Consider the following 15,928-nt stretch of genomic DNA (forward strand, 5'->3'; position numbering starts at 1 on the left):
TGACATACGAATGCCATACCTTATTAACCATCGGTTAATTTGCGGTTGCAAGTGGGTGGATCATCTATGTGCAGTAAAAAAAGTGAGCGCGAAGCTTATTGGGAAGTCAAAGAGACCTTTATATGATCTGCAAGTCTTTTCACACGTTCGTAAGCCATTTCATCATTCTGATCTTTATCGAAGCGTATTCTAAGACGACCTTTACGAAGTCTTACATATAATTTATCATCATCACGGATGGTAAAGGTAGAAGATCGATGATTCTCTGTATCGTAAGAAGAGCCACCCAACTCTTCTTGAATGATCTGTGCTACAGCATCGGTTTGAGAGCGTTTGAATTTTGCATCCAATCTGAACTGATGGTCTGATTCCTTAACAGTAACAGAAACACGGCCTTTGCGTACACGATCTGTTTCATAATGAATACAACCGGAGAGCAACATAATGAAGATGCAGATAGCTACTACATATTTCATTTTCATATTGGAAGTTTTAAGGGTTAAGCGGATTTTTTAAGAGAAGGGAAGAACCTCATCATGAGAACAAGACGAGGTTCTTATTTTTCCCAACTTCAACCGTCTTTAGTATACCATTTGCATCATCATTAAGCGGGAAGCCTCAATAGGCAACTGCTGTTCTGATCTGTTCTCTGTTACAGTACTGTTTTGTACAGTTTCTTTTTTGTAACGATAGCGTGTGGTATCAATAGGTTTTTCTAATTCTTTTTTCAGTTCTTCTGCCTCTTTCTGCTTGCGCTCATATTCTTTCTGCAGCTCTTCTTTACTTTTCTTGTATTGCTCAATGGTTTGAGATCTGTCTTCATTATCATTCAAACGATTACGATCATTATTCTCCTCTTTGTCTACTCTTTCCAATCCGCCAGGTGTCATGATATATTCTACATCAGAACTCCAGCTTTCATAATCATTGTTCCACTCTTCTTCCCAATCCCAATCGTGACTAGAACCCAGGCTGAACCAGTTCAATCTTCTGGAAACATTTCTATCAATCAATATTCTTTTTCCTACAGGAACCTGAACAGTTACTTGTACTCCTTGATTACGGAAGCGTGTACCTTTTTTCAGTGAGAACCCTCGATCTAACCAAATGGTACTGTCTGATTGATTGATACCGTAAGAGATCTCTTTGATATTGCTCAATGCAGTTCCTTCATCTTTACCACTGCTGTATTTGAAAGCAGAGATATGATAAGCTGAATCCTGGCTTTTTACGATACGTACTCTCACATTATTCAGGAAAAGACTATCATCGTTCATGCTCACGATACCATCCATTCTAAACCAACGACCATATACTTTTACTTTGGTATCGGGTACTTTGATGATCAGTTTACCGGTGGTAGGTTGCTGGATTGTGAAGTCCTGCTTTTCTCTTGCTCTCGCATCGAAGTTGGTAGCGATCGAATACACGAGTATACTACCGCAGATCAGACCGATGAACCAAAGACCACCAAATGTAAATCCGAGATAACGGCTACCAGATTTCACACCCATGATACGACGGATCAACCAAGTGATGAATGCTACTACCGGAACACCCAGGAATAATAAGAGTGTTGCCCATGCCAGGAAGTTTTGTCCGAAACCTTCGAGGAAGAAATTCTTCAGCGGGAATACACCAACACCTGCAAACATCAAGGCTAAAACGGTTACCAGTAACGCAAAGGCAAGTATACCTGCAATGAATAAGAAGAATGCTTTGAACAGGATGGCAATGATACCACCTAATCTTCTACCCCCTCTTTTCAGCGCTGAGCCTGTTTCTGCATTGAACTGCTGACTTTTTTGTCCTACAGTCTGACCAAATTCTTGTCCAAACTGACTTGCTTTTTCTTTGAATTCACCACCCCACTTTTCAGCGCGACTTTTAAATCCTTCCAGATCTTCTTGAATGGTATTTTTAATGGTGTTAAGGTCTACTTTTTCACCACGCATTTCCAGTTTTTCTGAGGCACTTTTTGCTTCAGGGATAACAGCCCACAATACAGCGTACACTACAAATAAGGTTCCACCGAATGAGCCGAATACGATACCTGGGAAGAAGTCATCATCCATCCAGAATACACCTCTGAAAATAGAGCTGAAGATACCGACTACCAAAGGGAAAGCGAAGATGAGACGCGGGATCCAAACAGCGATATCGAAATAAGAAGCGATACCACTAGCGACACCGGCAATTACTTTTTCTTCCGGGTTACGATACAAACGTTTGGTAGAAACGATATTATCCAATGGTTTTGATGGAAGAATGATCCATAATAAGATGTACAACAAGATACCTGAGCCACCCATGAAAGTGATGAGGGCAAATACCAGACGTACAATAGTTGGATCGATGCGGAGGTAGTTCGCCAAGCCACCGCAGACACCACCTAATATTTTTTCATTATCATCACGATACAGTCTGCCTCTTGGAGATGATTCTGATGCAGTGCTACCGGTATTGGCAGACTGAGCGCCATCGCCACCCAATTGAGCGTGTACATTTCTTTCTTCGCCTTCAAAATCTTCAGGTCTACCCATGCTGTTGATGATCTCATTTACAGTATCATCAGTGATGCAGGTAGCACCTTTTTTCAGGCTATCGCCAAAAAGTTCGGCTATACGACCTTCAATATCATTGATGATCTCATCACGACCCTCCTCGTTGGCAAAGAATTTGCGCAAACTTTCTACATACTGCTTCAGCATGTCATAAGCAGACTCCTCGATGGGAATCACTCTGCCCTGAAAGTTTATATTGATTACCTTTTTCATTTTCTGTTCAGTTTTGTTGGTTAAGGTTGGGTTGGATTTTCTTCGGAGGCCGTTTGGGTTTGGGTAATGGTCAGTGCATGTACTGCATCAGCCAGTTCCTGCCAAGTTCTTTCCAGTTCATTGTAGAACTCTAAACCTTTATCGGTCATCACGAAATATTTTCTGGGTGGTCCGCTGTTACTTTCCACCCAACGGTAGGTCAGTAAGCCGGAGTTTTTTAAACGTGTCAGAAGGGGATATAAAGTACCCTCCAGGATGTGCAGGTTTGCAGCTTTCATTCGGTCCACGATATCACTCGGGTAAACCTCACCCTGTCTGATGATGGATAAAATGCAAAACTCCAATACACCCTTTCGCATCTGACTTTGTGTGTTCTGAATATCCATAGCCGGAGTTTTTGTTTGTTCCTAAACCTTTCGGGGGGAATGGAACAATCGTTATTAATAATGATTCGAATTTGAATTAAGCAACCAAGTGTCTTCTTACGATTCTGTTTCTGCGGCTGCGCTGTAACTTGTAGTAATCAACGGCGCCAAAAACGGTTTTGTTGTTCTGAAGGTTCATAGTGGTTGCAACAGTTTCCTTTACTTCTTTTACCAGATTGTTCAGTTGTTCCTGACCCAGTTGTTGTAAGAAGAATGTGTTTTGCGTTTTCATGACTTAATATTTATAAGTGTTTTTAATTTTTCTTTTTCTGAAGGCCTTCCGGGCTTTTCCCTGATTCCCTTCTTTCATAACACAAAGATGAGGAAACTTTTGGTACTATGCAACACATAGTACCAAGTTTTTTTAGGTAATGGGCAGAACTTAATAATAGGCTAAGCTTAAATTATTGATTTTCAAGTATTTATAATTTTTATTACGAAATTCAAAAGGATGAATGGCATTATTTTGTGAACAACGGTATTCCGCTGATTGGAGGCTCAGCCTACGAAAAGGATCAAAAAAATATTTATCGTTTTTATACGATAAAAGAAAAACTTCCCTTACTTTGCTTTATCGTATAAAAACGATTAGAAAAATGGCAACACCTAAAACAGAAGCGTTTTCAAAGAAAGAACAAGACCTGGCAGCATTTGCAAAAGCCATAGCTCATCCTGCACGTATTGCCATATTGAAAGTATTGGCGCAAAAGAATGAATGCATTTGTGGTGAGATCGTTGAAGTATTACCATTGGCACAATCTACCGTTTCACAACATTTAAAAGAATTAAAAGAAGCCGGGCTCATTAATGGTTCTGTAGATGGTCCACGCAGTTGTTATTGTATCAATTGGAAAGCATTTGAAAAATTCAATGCAGAGTTTACAGGCCTTTTTGATAAACTAAAAGATCAACACACAAAATCCTGCTGTTAATGATCATCACTGTGTGCGGGCGATCGATCGCATACAATAGTGATCATGAACAGCTATTCATAACACATAAAACAAAGAACATGCAAACAGAAACCGCTTTAAAAGCACTGGTAAAAGAAAAATATGGTGAAATAGCTGACCAGTCGCGCGAGAACAATGCCGCCTCCTGTTGTGGTGCAGGTGGTTGCAGTACTGAAGTCTATAATATTATGGCAGACGACTACACACGTTTGCAGGGATACAACCCGGATGCCGATCTGGGATTGGGCTGTGGTTTACCAACCGAATTCGCTAAGATCAAAAAAGGAGATACCGTTATCGATCTTGGAAGCGGCGCAGGAAACGATTGCTTTGTAGCACGTGCGATTACCGGTGAATCAGGCAAAGTGATTGGCATTGATTTTACTGAACGTATGATCGAAAAAGCTAGAACCAATGCAGAGAAACTCGGATTCAACAATGTGGAATTCCGCTTTGGTGATATTGAGCAAATGCCTGTATCTACCAATGTTGCGGATGTGGTTGTGAGCAACTGCGTATTAAATCTCGTTCCCAACAAATTCAATGTATTGAAAGAAGTATACCGTGTGCTAAAACCTGGCGGACATTTCAGTATTTCTGATATTGTTTTGGAAGGTGAATTACCTGCGACACTGAGAGAAGCTGCTGAAATGTATGCAGGTTGTGTATCAGGTGCTATTCAAAAAGAAGTATACCTCGAACTCATTCATGCGACCGGTTTTAAAAATGTAACGGTACAGAAAGAAAAAAGCATTCTATTACCAGATGATATTCTTCGCAATTATTTTTCTGCGGAAGAAATTCAATCATTCAGAAACAGCAGTGCCGGTATATACAGTATAACGGTGTATGCTGAAAAACCATCTACTGAAGAAGCAGCAGCCTGCTGTGCACCAGGATGTTGTTCATAATTAAATACAAGATCTATGTCTGAAAAAAAGAAACTCTTATTCGTTTGTGTTGAAAACAGCAATCGCAGTCAAATGAGTCAGGCTTTCGCGAGCATTCATGGCGGTTCAATGATAGAAGCCTACAGTGCCGGCAGTAAACCCAGTGGCATTGTAAATCCAAAAGCCATTGCCGCCATGAAAGAGCTCGGTTATGATCTTAGCACGCACGACAGCAAATCATTGCAAGAGGTAGAAGCTTTTGCGCCTTTTGATGCAGTAGTTACTATGGGTTGCGGTGATGCTTGTCCGTGGATGCCCGCCAAGCAATTCATTGATTGGCAGATCCCCGATCCTAAACATATGGAGCCAAAGGAGTTCAATGAGATCAGAGATATGATCAGTGAGAAAGTAAAAGCATTGATCAGCTCACTATAATTATCATTATCTAAACTTAATGCTGCGTTAACTCTCTTTCTCCTGTTCTCTGTGGTCAAAAACATTCAACCGCAGCGAATAGGAGAAGCAGGGGGTTCGCAGCATTTTAGTTTTCCGTTTGCTCTCCGCCCTTACCAAGGATCGCTTCAATGATAGAAGTTACAAATGATACGAGTAAACTAAAGAATAAAGCAGATACCCAACCATCTACTGTGAATCCGGGTACCAATGTTGCAGCCCATTTAACAATAATGATGTTGATCACAAACAGAAATAATCCAAGTGTAATGACTGTGATAGGAATGGTGAGCAGAATGAGTACCGGTTTTATAAAACTATTGAGCAGACCCAACACTACCGCAACGATCATCGCAGTTAAAGGATCAGCTACATCAATTCCTTTTAAAATATATGCTGCTAATAAAATAGCGAGTGTGCTGGCAATGGTCTTTGTAAAAAATCGTCCCATGATTCATTCATTCAGAAGAAACAAAATAGGGTATATTTTTCTGAAGTCCATGCTTACACAGAATTTTAACAGCATGCTTTTATTCGAGATAAACTATACCACTACCAACTCATAAAACTGCTCCGGATTCAAGTGCTGCTTTGCCAAGGTTTGCAATTCTTCTGCGGTTACTTTGCGGATGGTTTCGATACTGTTATAGAAATACTGCTCATCCAGCCCATTCAGGATATAGGTTTTCCAACGACCGATGATTTGAAATGGCCCATCAAGATCCCCCAATAAGGATCCTATCATATAGTTTTTTACCAGATCCAGCTCTTCATTATCTACAAGCTCATTACGCAGTAATTCCATTTCTTTATACACTTCAGTGATGGTTGCTTCACACACATCTCTGCCGGCTTCTGTGCTGATCATCCATGCGCTATGATGTATATGGTTCTGCAAATAACTATGGATACCATAGGTGTATCCTTTGTCTTCACGAATATTACTCATGAGTCTTGACCCGAAGAAACCGCCAAAAATATTATTCAGCACCTGTACTTTCGGAAAATCAGGATGATGACGATTGAAGAATGGTTGTGCGATTCGGATCGCTCCCTGCACCCCCTCTTTATCATTGATGATCCTGTATTTTTTTTCTGCTGCCGGGTTCAATGGATAACTGATCTCCGGCAAAGTGGTACTATTCAGTGGTAAAGAACCAAATACACGATTAAGTTGCTGATCTAAATCAACCGGTAATTTACCTGCCGCAAATACCATGCACTTCCCTTGCTGATAAAACTGATTGAAAAAGTTTTTAAGTTCTGCAGTATCCACTGCATCATAATCTAATGTAGATGTGTATTTACCGTAGGGATGGTGAAATCCGTAGACATACTCATCGATCAGTCTGTTTGATACAAAATCACATTTCTTCAGATTGACCTCGAGTCTTTGTTTTTGATTTTGCTTGTAGATCGCCAGTTCCTGTTCAGGGAAAATGCTTTCTGTCAGTAATTCTGCCACTACCGGTAATAACTCTGCTACATGTTTACTCAAACAATGCAGTGTTACAGTAGCGGTTTCATTATAGCAGCTTCTATTCAGATAAGCACCATAGAATTCAAAATATTCATTGATGGAATAGGCATTGCGTTGTTTTGTACCATTCTTTAAAAGAAAATTGGTGGTACCTGCAACAATATTTTTTGATTCATACCAATTTCCGGCATAAAATACCCATTCAATCATCACCACTTCCTGTGCACCTGCATTGATCGCATACACGGGTACTTGGTTATCTAAAATATAACGATCGCAAGGTTTCAGGCGAAGATCAAAAGCTACTGCATCTGTGATCGGTGGCGCTACGGTTCTGTTTATCATATCTTCTTGTCTATTCAACTAAATGATCAGTTGGCATAATACAATAATGTATTACTGTTATTGGATTGAAATATTTGTTGGCTATACTTTTGAACATCTTCTACTGTGATATCCTGATACTTTTGCAGTTCTGTATTCATCATGGATGCATCTCCCAATAGCTCATACATTGCCAAGCTATTTGCACGACTCATGATGCTCATATCTTCAAAAGCGATCACGCTCTCTGTTTTATTTTTTATTTTCTGCAACTCCGGTTCTTCGATGAAAGATGTCTTTAATTTTTCGATCTCTTCATCAATCGCAGATGCAGCATCCTCCATTTTCACCCCTTTTACCAGCTTGCCTTCTACGGTCAGTAATCCGGCATCCACACTTCCAAAGTGATAGCAATCCAGATTTGAGAAATACTGTTTCTCTTTTACCAGCTTTTGATACAATCTGGAAGAACCACCACCGCCCAATATTTCTGTGATCATATCTGCTACATAATAGCCTTTATCCAGTCGCGCATCCATATGCCAGGTCTTCACCAATGCATCCAGCGGCACTGCAGCATGTACTTCTCGCACACGTTTTTCAGTTTGCTTGGGTTCTTGAGGCAGATCACGTACATACTTATCTCCCATCGGAATATCACCAAACCATTTTTGTGCGAGTTGTTTTACCTGCTCAACAGTTACATGTCCGGCCACCACCAAAATCGCATTGACGGGTCGATAATGTTTGAAAAAAAATGCTTTTACATCATCGATATGTGCATTCTCGACATGACTCAATTCCTTTCCGATGGTCATCCAGCGATAAGGATGTTTTGTGTAGGCGAGTTCGCGCATTTTATGCCATACATCACCATAAGGTTTATTGAGGTAATGCTCTTTGAATTCTTCACATACCACTTTGCGTTGCACTTCCAGACTTTTTTTACTGAAGGCCAAGCTCAGCATACGATCACTCTCAAGCCAGAAAGCGGTTTCAATATTTTCTGCAGGTATCTGACAATAGTAATTCGTAAGATCATTGGTGGTGTAGGCGTTATTTTCTCCGCCTGCTCTTTGCAAAGGCTCATCATAATCGGGGATATGGATGCTGCCACCGAACATGAGGTGTTCAAACAAATGCGCAAAACCCGTTTTATCAGGATTTTCATCTCTTGCCCCAACATCGTACATAATATTGACTACCGCCATAGGGGTAGAATGATCTTCATGCACCAGCACTTTCAAACCGTTATCCAGCACAAATCTTTCAAATGTTATCATAGTTCAGCTTAAAGGACGAAATTAAGTGAAATCAAATCATGGTCATTCCGAAACACGGAATACTGCTTATCGGTTTCGACGGATGTCTTTGATATTTATGGTCAGGATCAGCGGTTTTTGATCACGGAAAATGATGACTTTTACCTTACCGATCGAATTCTGGAACAAAGTTTTGTAAGCCTGAATGTTTTTTGTGTAATTATTCTCTACGGAGAAAATAATATCTCCCGGCTGGAATCCGGCCTTATCGCCCGGTGAGCCTTTGATGATATCGATCACCCGAATCTCACCATCTATAAGATAAATCCCCAATCCAGTATAAGCGTAATCAAACATTTCCGGGAAATGGTTATTGGGTTTGATATGAATGGATCTTTCAGGATAATTCAGGATCACATTAAACCGGCGCATGATATCATTACCGATCAGCCCACCCAACAACGGATAAGATGTCACGTTGAATTCATCATCAAAAACATGAATAGGTACGTTTCGAAATTTGTATGGACCGATCCTGACTTCTGACGCTACGGTGATGTCCATCATTTTCTTTCCGCCAAGTCCTTCAGCCTGTGTAGGATAAAATTTCCGCTTTCGTTTAAAAATGATACTGTCTTCCACAAATTCTTTGGACAGTAAAAAAGTTAATCCGGCTCCTGTATCGAATATAAATCTACCAGTCACCTGTTTCTCATCTTTCACAGAAGCCAACTGTAATGGAAGCGTAGAGAAATCGGGCCGAAGCAAATAACCACCCTTTGGGTATTTGAATCTACCGGGTGTGTATACTTCCATCAACTGCTTGTCATAATCTATATGAACGATAAACCTTCTCAGAAAACTGAACCCAATGATACCATCGATCTTCATTCCATACACACTGGTCAACAAATCATAATCATTCACATGGAAATCAAGTTTATCGATATCCAATCCGGGCAGTTTTAGTGTATGGTTATACGCGAATTCTACTGTTTTGATGCCGGCGATACCACGGATGGTACGATCGCTCATGGTTTTGGTGATACCTAAATAATTGACCGTAGTAGAATCTAATGAAATGCCTCCACTGCCTGTATCAAAAACAAAATTGAGGCTGTCGGGATGGTTATCAATCGTTGCTTTGATGATCACAATACCCCCACTCAACTGGGTAAAAGGGAATTTGGTGAGTAGCTTGGCTTCAGGCATGATGAACTCTTCCTGAGCGAACGCAGGTTTGCCGGCAAATAATACGCCGATCCAAGTAACGGCAAACAAAAAGAGTTTCATGCAGTTTGAAAATACGCTGATTTTAGGACTCGATGAAGGATTAAGTGATAAGCAAACAGCGAGTTTATGATCGGCTAAGAGAAAGGACAACCAAAAGCCATGTTTTGTTGCAACAGGAATCAACCATATCCTCCTACCTTTGTTGTTCAATTGAAATGAATGGGTATGCAGTTAGCTGATTTGTATCAAAAAGCATTGAATTTTGAGTTTTTAAGCATCGAAGAGGGGATGTTCCTGTTTGAACAGGCGCCTCTTTCTGAACTGATGCATGTTGCGGATGAATTACGTAAAAAGCAGGTCCCGCACGGGAAAGTAACCTGGCAGATCGACCGTAATGTGAATACTACCAATGTTTGTATCGCTAATTGTAAGTTCTGCAATTTCTACAGGATACCCGGACATGCGGAAGCCTATATCACTGATATGGACACTTACCGCAAAAAGATCGAAGAAACACTTCGTTACGGTGGAGATCAGTTACTGCTGCAAGGAGGACATCACCCGGAACTGGGGCTGGACTTTTATACCAATACTTTCAGACAGATCAAACAGGAATATCCGCAATTGAAATTACATGCGCTCGGACCACCTGAAGTAGCACATATCTGTAAGTTGGAGAAGATGAGTCATAAGGATGTGTTGAGTGCATTGAAAGAAGCCGGATTGGATTCATTGCCGGGTGCCGGTGCAGAGATATTGGTAGACAGGGTACGCCGACTGATCTCAAAAGGAAAATGTGGGGCAGATGAATGGCTGGATATCATGCATGAAGCACATAAACTCGATATCACAACCAGCGCTACCATGATGTTTGGACATGTGGAGACATTGGAAGAACGTTTTATCCATCTAACCAGAATCAGAGAAGTGCAGAGCCGTAAACCTGAGCATGCGAAAGGCTTCTTAGCCTTTATTCCATGGACATTCCAGGATGTGGACACTTTACTGACCCGTATCAGAGGGGTACATAATCTGACTACTACAGATGAATATATTAGAATGATCGCGATCAGTCGGATCATGCTACCCAACGTGAAAAATATTCAGGCGAGCTGGTTAACGGTGGGTAAACAAACTGCACAGATCTGTTTACATGCCGGAGCTAATGATTTTGGTTCAATCATGATCGAAGAAAATGTAGTGAGTGCAGCCGGTGCTCCGCACAGATTTACCTATAAAACCATGCAAGACGCGATCCGAGAAGCCGGTTTTGAACCTCAACTACGCAGTCAGCAATATGACTGGAGAGAGATTCCGGAGAGCATTCAGGAGCAAGTGATTGATTATTAAGAGGAGAAGCTATTTTAGTGTTCCTACCATGGACTATGGACTATGGATCATAGTCCATAGTCCATGGTAGGAATGGGCTTTTCTACTTTCACTTTTTAACTTCATTTAACTTTTAACCCTTCCTGTTTAAGATTGTGAGCTATACCTTTATGCTTTCTTAAACTGAGCTTATGAAAACAAGACATCTGATCGTTCCCGGCTTGGCAGTAGCAGTTTTAGCTGTTGCAGGTATTGTTACCAATAATCTGACTGGCCGAAAGATGTGTTCTGTGAATAATAAGAACTGCCCCCTAAAGCAGAAGAATCAACTTACAAAGCCCCAGGGAAGCAGCCCTGATGAGCTTCATTATGGTGGACTAAACCGCTTAATCGTCTCAACTTTCCGATAATCATTGATCCTGCGCCAGAAACGCAGGATTTTTTTTCTTTGCACTGTAACAAAACAAATGCCTGTCCGTATTACTACTATACAAGGCAATCAACTGAATTATCGCGCTGTTTATGACTGAGCAAGAGTACAATCAATGTGTGAACCAATATGCGGACAACGTATATCGTTTCATCGTTAAAAATCTTCGGCATGAGGAAGATGCCCGCGATATTGTACAAACAGCTTTCGAAAAACTCTGGAGAAACCGTGAAAATGTAGAGAACAGTAAGTCAAAATCATTCTTGTTTACTGTTGCCTATAATCAGATGATCGATCATATCAGGAAAGTAAAAAGAATCCATCTGAAAGATGAATTTCAGGAAGATGGCAGATCAGAACAAGCCAGTGGTCATAAACGAGAAATGAAGAAGATTCTGATGGAGGCATTAAACAGACTGAATGAAACACAAAGAAGTCTGGTGATGCTGAAAGATTATGAGGGATATAGTTATGAAGAGATCGGTCAGATCATGGATCTGAATGAGAGTCAGGTGAAAGTGTACCTACACAGAGCCAGACTTACATTGAGAAATTATCTGGTCAGCCCTGAAAATGTTTTATAAATAAATCAGTTATAGTGATCAACATCAACAGACATAATTACGAAGAATTTTTCCTGCTTTATGTAGACAGGGAACTTTCTGCTGCCGAAAGAGTGGCTGTTGAACAGTTTGTTCAGGAGAATCCCGATCTGCAACATGAGCTGGATGCCTTACAACAAACCATGCTCACCGAAGATATGATGCTTGAAATGCCTGACAAAGCTTCACTATATAGAAACGAAGCAACAGGTATCAATTTACAAAATCATACCACTCAATTCCTGATGTATGTGGATGATGAATTGAGTGCAACAGAAAAAGAATCAGTAGAAACCTTTGTATTACAGCATCCTTCATTGCAGGAATCGTTCATTCAGTTGAAGCAAACCAAGTTGCCGATCGAAACCATTCCTTTTCCTGATAAGGCATCTTTGTATCGCTCGGAAGAAAGAGAGAAAAAGCCTGTGATATATATGAGTTGGTGGCGTATAGCTGCTGCTGCAGTAGTGATCGGGTTTGCTGTTATGGTTTGGACTTTATCACTCAATAATATTGAAAACATATCTGGTAATAATACCGTACTCTCAAAAAACAATACCGAATTGCCAGCTACTGATACTAAGCCGTCACAAAATGGCGTTATTAGCACTGATCAGGCAGTTGCATTGAATGAGGTGAGCAAGAACAACAAAGTATTAATTACAACCGACAATCGTTCTTCACAAACATTATTGGTTGCTAATACTATCAGTAGTACAACAAATGAAAAAATCAACAGCCCTGCTCTTATTATTGATAACGCAGGAATTGTTGAAAGTCATACCGAAACAAAAGCAGACATTGGGGTTCCTGATCTGAGAACGATTACTGCGAGTAGAGCCGTAAAGGAAAGTGAAATGATCAAAATGGCAACACCGGAAGTAGCAGAAACAAAACCCGAATCGCTGATGCAGCAAGTAGTATACAAGGAATTGGATACGGAAACTGACAGTGAAAATAAAAGCTTACTGATCGGGTCTGTTGAAATCAATAAAGATAAACTTCGTGGTATCTTCAGAAAAGCAACCAGTATATTCAGAAGTAAACGTACTGAAGAAGAAAGAGCCGAAACCGGCCCCTCACGACCATTAAAATAAAAGAAAAGCACATTGTATGAAACGTTTAGCAATTGTAGTAGCAGGTATCCTGCTTTCTGGGAGTCTTATGGCTCAAACAGACAGTACAACCCATTCACAAGAATCAGATACTGTTAAAGTGGGCAACTTTATCATCATCAAAAAAAATAAAGATGGTAACAGCAGCAGCAACAGTGTATGGAAAGACTGGGATCGCAATTTTGATATCAAAATAGAACGCAGAAACAGAGCCAACCGTAATGTGAGCACCAATTGGTGGATCATGGATCTGGGTTTTACTAATTACCGCGATCAGACCAACTATACTGCTGCACAAGCAGGCGGATATTTTAGAACACTTCGTCCGGCAGATGGCCCTGTAAATGAAAACAGTTTCAAATTGAATACCGGCAAATCAACCAATGTCAATATCTGGTTCTTCATGCAAAAAGTGAATGTGATCAAGCATGTGGTGAATTTGAAATATGGTTTGGGATTAGAGATGTATAATTTCAGATTTGATTCAAGACTGAGTTACAGAAAAGATCCAAACCCATATGTGTATAATGACTCGATCAGTTTCTCTAAGAATAAATTGTATGCAGGTTATCTGACAGTTCCTTTCATGATCAATATCAATACATCACCTAATAACAGAAGGGGCTTCAGCATCAGTGCTGGTATGAGTGCCGGTTATCTGATCAGCAGTCGTAACAAGCAAAAAAGCAGTGAAAGAGGTAAACAAAAATCACCGGGCGACTTCAACTTAGAACCTTTCCGTGTTGCCGCAATTGGTGAAGTAGGACTCGGCCCGATCCGCTTGTACGGAAGTTATAGCCTTAATAAATTGCATAAAGACATTACACGTGTAGAGCAGTTCCCATATGCATTTGGTATTAGATTTAGTAGATGGTAGCAGCGAAGCTACAAGCTTCACGCTTCAAGCCACAAGTAAACTAAAAACAGAGTGTTAAATAGACACTCTGTTTTTTTATTCCCATACTTGAAGCTTGTAGCTTTAACATAAAGTTTGTTAACCAAAACTTTTGTCAATTAACCGAAGAACAACAGTCTTAGGTGCAGCGTAATTTTAGTTTAGTGGTCGAATCAAAACCCTATGACCATGCGCCCCCTCATTTATGCCACCACGTTGTTGTCCATATGCATTGGCAGCACTTCATTCAAAACACCTACTAACATCAACAAGCTCCACGCAACTAAAGACACGTATCGAATTCTAGTGATCAAAACAAAGTATGCGATGAAGATCTTTGATTCAACCGGCGAATGTTTAGCTACATATCCGGTTGTATTTGGCAACAAAGACATGAGCGATAAAATGATGCAAGGCGATCGCCGAACGCCGGAAGGAACTTTCAAAATTTCCTTCAAAAGAAAACATGAAAAATGGAGTCGGTTTTTGTTGATCGATTACCCCAATGCAGAAAGTATTGCAAAGTTCAATCAAAGAAAAGCTGCCGGCCTCATTCCTGCCAATGCCCAGATCGGTGGTAGTATCGGTATTCACGGCACCTGGCCCAATGAAGATTTTGCTGTAGATGGACTCCAAAACTGGACCGAAGGATGTATCAGCACCAAGAACAGATATGTAGAAGAGATCTTTGATGTGCTTCCGGTAGGAACGCAGATTACGATTAGGAGGGAGAAATGAGTAGTGAATAGTCAGTAGTGAGTCCTATTTTTTACTCACTACTGACTATTCACTACTCACTTAAAAATCGCTATTTATTTAGAAAAAAGCTCATTACAGACACCCATTTGGCCTTTTCTTTCTTAAAAAGGCTTTCATGACCGCTTTGGAGATATTTGATCATGACCTTATCACGACTAGCGAGATTTTTGAATAATTCATTGGTCTCATCTTCTGTAACACGTTGGTCGCCGGCTCCCCATTGGAGTAAGACCGGACAATTCAGTTTTTTGGCATATTCCGATGGCTGATGAGCAAAAGCCCAAGTACCTAACTCCAGTCCACCCCAAAAAGTCAATAAAGTACTTAAGGGTTCTGCAGGTAGTCCCATGGTTTTCATACGCCCCTGTACTGCTAAGTGTAAAGAACCAAAGGGCATTTCAATGATCATTTTAGAGGGCTTGATACCAAATTCATCCACTGCTTTTAAAGCTGTAGCAGCGCCCATTGATATGCCCCAGATAATGATATTTTTTTCTCCTTTCTGAGCAATGTGATCGTAAACTGCTTTAACATCCTTCGATTCATAGATCCCAATGGATGTTGCTGTTCCTTCGCTATTTCCATGAGCGCGGAAGTCGGTCAGCATCACATTGTATCCCATTGAATAAAGTTCACGTGCTTCAGCAATGATGCCGCTTTTGCTGCTTCCGTGTCCATGAAACATGAGTACAGTTCCTTTTGCAGAATCTTTTTGTGCGTACCAACTCTCCAAACGAATACTATCGGCAGTTTTTAATTGTATTGTTTCATGCGGGATGTTAAGTGAATCAACCACTTTGCTTTTAGGATAGCTGATGCCAAAAAATATCGCTTTTGTTTTTTCCCCTAAACCCATCTCCTGTGGCTTCTTAACGGGTTGAGCATCCACATAAAAATGTGTGAATTTATATGCATGAAAAGCAGCGATAATATTCACAAGTACGAACAAAACAAGAAAGGTATAACCAACTCGTTTGAGCCATTTAGATAACATGTGCGGT

General features: G+C 40.6%; 18 protein-coding genes. 9 read left to right on the forward strand and 9 right to left on the reverse strand.

Annotated features, from left to right (window positions below):
• Window positions 1-95: 95 nt before the first annotated feature.
• From ABXG83_RS08470 to ABXG83_RS08485, 4 genes are all read right to left on the reverse strand, one after another.
• Window positions 96-482 (reverse strand): hypothetical protein, encoded by a 387-nt coding sequence (locus ABXG83_RS08470; RefSeq protein ID WP_353548420.1) that lies wholly within the window; start codon window positions 480-482, stop codon window positions 96-98.
• A 99-nt stretch (window positions 483-581) separates the two neighbouring features.
• Window positions 582-2,777, reverse strand: coding sequence for a PspC domain-containing protein (locus tag ABXG83_RS08475; protein ID WP_353548421.1), 2,196 nt, complete (start codon window positions 2,775-2,777; stop codon window positions 582-584).
• A 20-nt stretch (window positions 2,778-2,797) separates the two neighbouring features.
• Entirely contained in the window at window positions 2,798-3,163 is a 366-nt protein-coding gene (locus tag ABXG83_RS08480) for a PadR family transcriptional regulator (protein ID WP_353548422.1), read from the reverse strand.
• Window positions 3,164-3,239: 76 nt separating this feature from the next.
• Window positions 3,240-3,434: a hypothetical protein gene (locus ABXG83_RS08485; RefSeq protein WP_353548423.1), complete on the reverse strand. Its 195-nt coding sequence runs from the start codon at window positions 3,432-3,434 to the stop codon at window positions 3,240-3,242.
• Between the two features lie 364 nt (window positions 3,435-3,798).
• On the opposite strand from ABXG83_RS08485, the gene ABXG83_RS08490 reads away from it, so the two are divergent.
• From ABXG83_RS08490 to ABXG83_RS08500, 3 genes are all read left to right on the forward strand, one after another.
• Window positions 3,799-4,134, forward strand: coding sequence for a metalloregulator ArsR/SmtB family transcription factor (locus ABXG83_RS08490; RefSeq protein ID WP_353548424.1), 336 nt, complete (start codon window positions 3,799-3,801; stop codon window positions 4,132-4,134).
• A gap of 80 nt (window positions 4,135-4,214) precedes the next feature.
• Complete coding sequence (locus ABXG83_RS08495; protein WP_353548425.1) at window positions 4,215-5,066, forward strand: arsenite methyltransferase; 852 nt, start codon at window positions 4,215-4,217, stop codon at window positions 5,064-5,066.
• Between the two features lie 15 nt (window positions 5,067-5,081).
• The gene (locus ABXG83_RS08500) at window positions 5,082-5,480 is read left to right on the forward strand and encodes an arsenate reductase ArsC (RefSeq protein WP_353548426.1); all 399 of its coding nucleotides are present in this window, start codon (window positions 5,082-5,084) and stop codon (window positions 5,478-5,480) included.
• Window positions 5,481-5,586: 106 nt separating this feature from the next.
• Here ABXG83_RS08500 and ABXG83_RS08505 read toward each other — a convergent pair whose 3' ends face one another.
• The 4 genes from ABXG83_RS08505 to ABXG83_RS08520 form a co-directional block, all read right to left on the reverse strand.
• Window positions 5,587-5,949, reverse strand: a complete 363-nt coding sequence (locus ABXG83_RS08505) for a phage holin family protein (RefSeq protein ID WP_353548427.1) — start codon at window positions 5,947-5,949, stop codon at window positions 5,587-5,589.
• A gap of 93 nt (window positions 5,950-6,042) precedes the next feature.
• Window positions 6,043-7,323: a pitrilysin family protein gene (locus tag ABXG83_RS08510; protein WP_353548428.1), complete on the reverse strand. Its 1,281-nt coding sequence runs from the start codon at window positions 7,321-7,323 to the stop codon at window positions 6,043-6,045.
• A 26-nt stretch (window positions 7,324-7,349) separates the two neighbouring features.
• The gene (locus ABXG83_RS08515; protein WP_353548429.1) at window positions 7,350-8,585 is read right to left on the reverse strand and encodes a pitrilysin family protein; all 1,236 of its coding nucleotides are present in this window, start codon (window positions 8,583-8,585) and stop codon (window positions 7,350-7,352) included.
• Between the two features lie 66 nt (window positions 8,586-8,651).
• Window positions 8,652-9,857: an aspartyl protease family protein gene (locus ABXG83_RS08520; RefSeq protein WP_353548430.1), complete on the reverse strand. Its 1,206-nt coding sequence runs from the start codon at window positions 9,855-9,857 to the stop codon at window positions 8,652-8,654.
• A 165-nt stretch (window positions 9,858-10,022) separates the two neighbouring features.
• On the opposite strand from ABXG83_RS08520, the gene mqnC reads away from it, so the two are divergent.
• The 6 genes from mqnC to ABXG83_RS08550 all read left to right on the forward strand — a co-directional run bounded on the left by mqnC (window position 10,023) and on the right by ABXG83_RS08550 (window position 14,906).
• Window positions 10,023-11,147 carry a cyclic dehypoxanthinyl futalosine synthase gene (gene mqnC, locus ABXG83_RS08525; RefSeq protein ID WP_353548431.1) on the forward strand — a complete coding sequence of 375 codons (1,125 nt, stop codon included), beginning with the start codon at window positions 10,023-10,025 and terminating at the stop codon, window positions 11,145-11,147.
• Between the two features lie 170 nt (window positions 11,148-11,317).
• Window positions 11,318-11,536 carry a hypothetical protein gene (locus tag ABXG83_RS08530; RefSeq protein ID WP_353548432.1) on the forward strand — a complete coding sequence of 73 codons (219 nt, stop codon included), beginning with the start codon at window positions 11,318-11,320 and terminating at the stop codon, window positions 11,534-11,536.
• Window positions 11,537-11,648: 112 nt separating this feature from the next.
• The gene (locus ABXG83_RS08535) at window positions 11,649-12,140 is read left to right on the forward strand and encodes an RNA polymerase sigma factor (RefSeq protein WP_353548433.1); all 492 of its coding nucleotides are present in this window, start codon (window positions 11,649-11,651) and stop codon (window positions 12,138-12,140) included.
• Window positions 12,141-12,154: 14 nt separating this feature from the next.
• Complete coding sequence (locus ABXG83_RS08540) at window positions 12,155-13,255, forward strand: hypothetical protein (RefSeq protein WP_353548434.1); 1,101 nt, start codon at window positions 12,155-12,157, stop codon at window positions 13,253-13,255.
• Window positions 13,256-13,271: 16 nt separating this feature from the next.
• Window positions 13,272-14,150 carry an outer membrane beta-barrel protein gene (locus tag ABXG83_RS08545; RefSeq protein WP_353548435.1) on the forward strand — a complete coding sequence of 293 codons (879 nt, stop codon included), beginning with the start codon at window positions 13,272-13,274 and terminating at the stop codon, window positions 14,148-14,150.
• Window positions 14,151-14,357: 207 nt separating this feature from the next.
• A complete protein-coding gene (locus tag ABXG83_RS08550; protein WP_353548436.1) occupies window positions 14,358-14,906 on the forward strand; it encodes a L,D-transpeptidase in 549 nt (182 codons plus the stop codon).
• Between the two features lie 70 nt (window positions 14,907-14,976).
• Here ABXG83_RS08550 and ABXG83_RS08555 read toward each other — a convergent pair whose 3' ends face one another.
• Window positions 14,977-15,921, reverse strand: a complete 945-nt coding sequence (locus ABXG83_RS08555; protein ID WP_353548437.1) for an alpha/beta fold hydrolase — start codon at window positions 15,919-15,921, stop codon at window positions 14,977-14,979.
• Between the last annotated feature and the right edge of the window lie 7 nt (window positions 15,922-15,928).

Origin of the sequence: Sediminibacterium sp. KACHI17 (assembly GCF_040362915.1) — a bacterium.
GTDB lineage: Bacteria > Bacteroidota > Bacteroidia > Chitinophagales > Chitinophagaceae > Sediminibacterium.